Annotated in this window: 3 protein-coding genes; all 3 read right to left on the bottom strand. The window is 66.3% G+C overall.

The annotated features are described in order from the left end of the window. Positions 1 to 28: 28 nt before the first annotated feature. The 3 genes from tnpC to tnpA are packed head-to-tail and all read right to left on the bottom strand — an operon-like array spanning position 29 to position 2,406. On the bottom strand, positions 29 to 1,585 hold the full coding sequence (gene tnpC, locus C8N44_RS22945; RefSeq protein ID WP_107978994.1) for an IS66 family transposase: 1,557 nt from the start codon (positions 1,583 to 1,585) through the stop codon (positions 29 to 31). Between the two features lie 54 nt (positions 1,586 to 1,639). Next, the gene (gene tnpB, locus C8N44_RS22940) at positions 1,640 to 1,993 is read right to left on the bottom strand and encodes an IS66 family insertion sequence element accessory protein TnpB (RefSeq protein WP_107978993.1); all 354 of its coding nucleotides are present in this window, start codon (positions 1,991 to 1,993) and stop codon (positions 1,640 to 1,642) included. Then, complete coding sequence (gene tnpA, locus C8N44_RS24255) at positions 1,987 to 2,406, bottom strand: IS66-like element accessory protein TnpA (RefSeq protein ID WP_373282755.1); 420 nt, start codon at positions 2,404 to 2,406, stop codon at positions 1,987 to 1,989. Before tnpA ends, tnpB begins: the two co-directional genes overlap by 7 nt. Between the last annotated feature and the right edge of the window lie 73 nt (positions 2,407 to 2,479).

Genomic DNA, 2,479 nt, shown 5'->3' with positions numbered 1-2,479 from the left:
GTAAGCGGCGTCTACGCCCCATCGGAGTTCAGCTCGACGGCTTGAAGTTCCAGGGTAGCAACTCGTCGATCCGGTTCGCGGGATGCCCTGCCGCGATCGCCTCGAGCGTCGCCTTGAGATAGGCAAAGGGTTCGACTTCATTGATCTTTGCTGTGGCGATGAGCGAGGCGATGCGGCCCCAGGTCCGACCACCTTCGTCGTGGCCGGCGAAGAGTGCATTCTTCCGCGTCAGGGCGATCGGCCTGATGAGATTCTCCACGGCATTGGAGTCGATCTCGACGCGTCCGTCCTGCAGGAAGGTCTGTAGCCCGTCCCACTGCCGGTGGATGTAGGCGAGTTTCTCACCGAGGCGGGACTTGGCGGAGATCCGGCGGCGCTGGCTCTGCAACCATTCGCCGAACTCGGCCACCAGCGGCGCGGTGCGTGTCTGTCTCGCCGACAGGCGCTGTCCCGGTCCCATGCCGCGGATCTCGGTCTCGATCCGGTAGAACTCGGCGATCCGGCGCAGCCCCTCGGCGGCGATCTCCGATCCATCACGGTCGAAGACTTCCTTCAGCTTCCGGCGGGCATGTGCCCAGCAGTGCGCAACCGTGATCGGCGCGCCGCCCGTGCGCGAGGGGCGCGTCAGCCGATCGTAGCCGGGATAGCCGTCCAGCTGCAGGATGCCGTCGAAGCCCTGCAGGATCTGCTCCGCGTTCACGCCGGCGCGGCTCGGGCGGTAAGTGAAGACCACGCCGGGCGGGTCATCGCCGCCCCAGCCCCGATCATCTCGGGCCAGCGCCCAGAGGAAGCCAGTCTTCGTCCTGCCTCGGCCGGGCTCCAGAACCGGCGCCGTCGTTTCGTCCATGAAGAGCTTGCCCGAGCCCTTCAGGTGCTCGGCGAGCCGGTCGACCACCGGGGCAAGGTGGAAGGCCGCCGTGCCGACCCAATCGGCGAGCGTGCTGCGCTGAAGGTCGATCCCGGAACGCGCGAGGATCTGGCTCTGGCGATAGAGAGGCAAATGGTCGGCGAACTTGGCGACGAGCACATGCGCAATGGCGCCCTCGGTCGGCAGCCCACCCTCGATCAGGAAGGCAGGGGTTGGCGCCTGGGTGACCCCTTCGGCGCAGGCACGGCAGGCATACTTGGGTCGAACCGTCACGAGGACGCGGAGCTGGGCCGGCACGATGTCCAGCCGCTCGCTGCGGTCCTCGCCGATCCGGTGCATCGTGCCGCAGCCGCAGGGACACTCCAGGCTGGCCGGCTCGATCACCTGCTCGATCCGGGGGAGGCTCTCAGGCAGATTGCCCCGATTGCGGCGGGCGACCTTGGATCGCCGCGGACCGGACGAGGCCGGGGCGTCTTCATCCTGCTGGGCCTCTGCCTCGGCGACGGCAGTTTCCAGATCTTCGAAGGCCAGCTGCCGCTCGTCCTCACTCAGTTTCTCGGACCTTTTGCCATGCACGACCTGGTTCAGCTCGGCGACGAGGTGCTCGAGGCGTTTGTTGGCTTCCCTGAGTGCATCGCGCTCGCGCAGCACGGCCAGAACAGCGTCACGCTGGTCTTTCGGAATGGCCGACAGATCGAGGGATGGGGCGCTGGACATGGCGGGATCATACCCCGCTCCTGCCTTCGTCGGGCCGGCTTTTCCCGCCCTGAGTCACTCTGCCACAGCGGGGGTGCGCGCCTCCAGAGACCGCACTCGCCGCCAGTCCAGCCCGGCGAACAGCGCTTCGAACTGGGCGCGGTTCAGGGTCATCGCACCATCCCGGATCGCGGGCCAGGTGAAGGTGCTCTCCTCCAGCCGTTTGTAAGCCATGACGAGACCGCTGCCGTCCCAGAACAGGATCTTCATCCGATCTGCGCGCTTCGCTCGGAAGATGAAGACCGTCCCGGTGAACGGATCTTCGGCCAAGGTCGACTGCACCAGGGCTGCCAGGCCATCATGCCCCTTGCGGAAGTCTACCGGCTTCGTCGCCACCAGGATGCGGACCCCTTGGGACGGCATCAGCATGTGGGCGCTTCCAGAGCACGCACGATCGCGGCGATCCGATCTGCCGACGTGTCGGGCGACAGCTCTATCCGGGTCGTTCCCTTGACGATCCGGATCACCTGCTGGGGCTTCGCGTCGGAAGGCTTGGGCGTCTCCGTCGGATCGCAAATGACCAGAGGCGCGAAGGCCGGCTCTCCGAGCTCCGCCGCAGGGAGAACCAGCTGCCCCTGCTTTGCCAGACGCCGCCAAGCCGAGAGCTGGTTCGGGCGGATGCCATACTGACCGGCAACCGCATTCACAGTCGCCCCCGGCTCCAAAGTTTCCGCCACAGCACGAGCCTTCACGTCGTCCGGCCAGCGCCGGTGACCTGACCCGTAGATCTCGACGCCCAGAGATCTGAGAAACGAATTTGTCGCGCACATTGCGAAACGCACTCCCCATCATGAGATGGGTATCACCTCGCAGTGCCGGAGCTCATCTACAACGTGGGGCGCAGCCGCCGCTTAC

This window comes from Allosediminivita pacifica (assembly GCF_003054175.1).
GTDB lineage: Bacteria > Pseudomonadota > Alphaproteobacteria > Rhodobacterales > Rhodobacteraceae > Allosediminivita > Allosediminivita pacifica.
This window is presented reverse-complemented; position numbering and strand designations above follow the sequence as displayed.

Excerpts from the sequence above, each read along its gene's own strand:
- tnpC (WP_107978994.1), bottom strand. The coding sequence starts at position 1,585 with ATGTCCAGCGCCCCATCCCTCGATCTGTCGGCCATTCCGAAAGACCAG.
- tnpB (WP_107978993.1), bottom strand. The coding sequence starts at position 1,993 with ATGCTGATGCCGTCCCAAGGGGTCCGCATCCTGGTGGCGACGAAGCCG.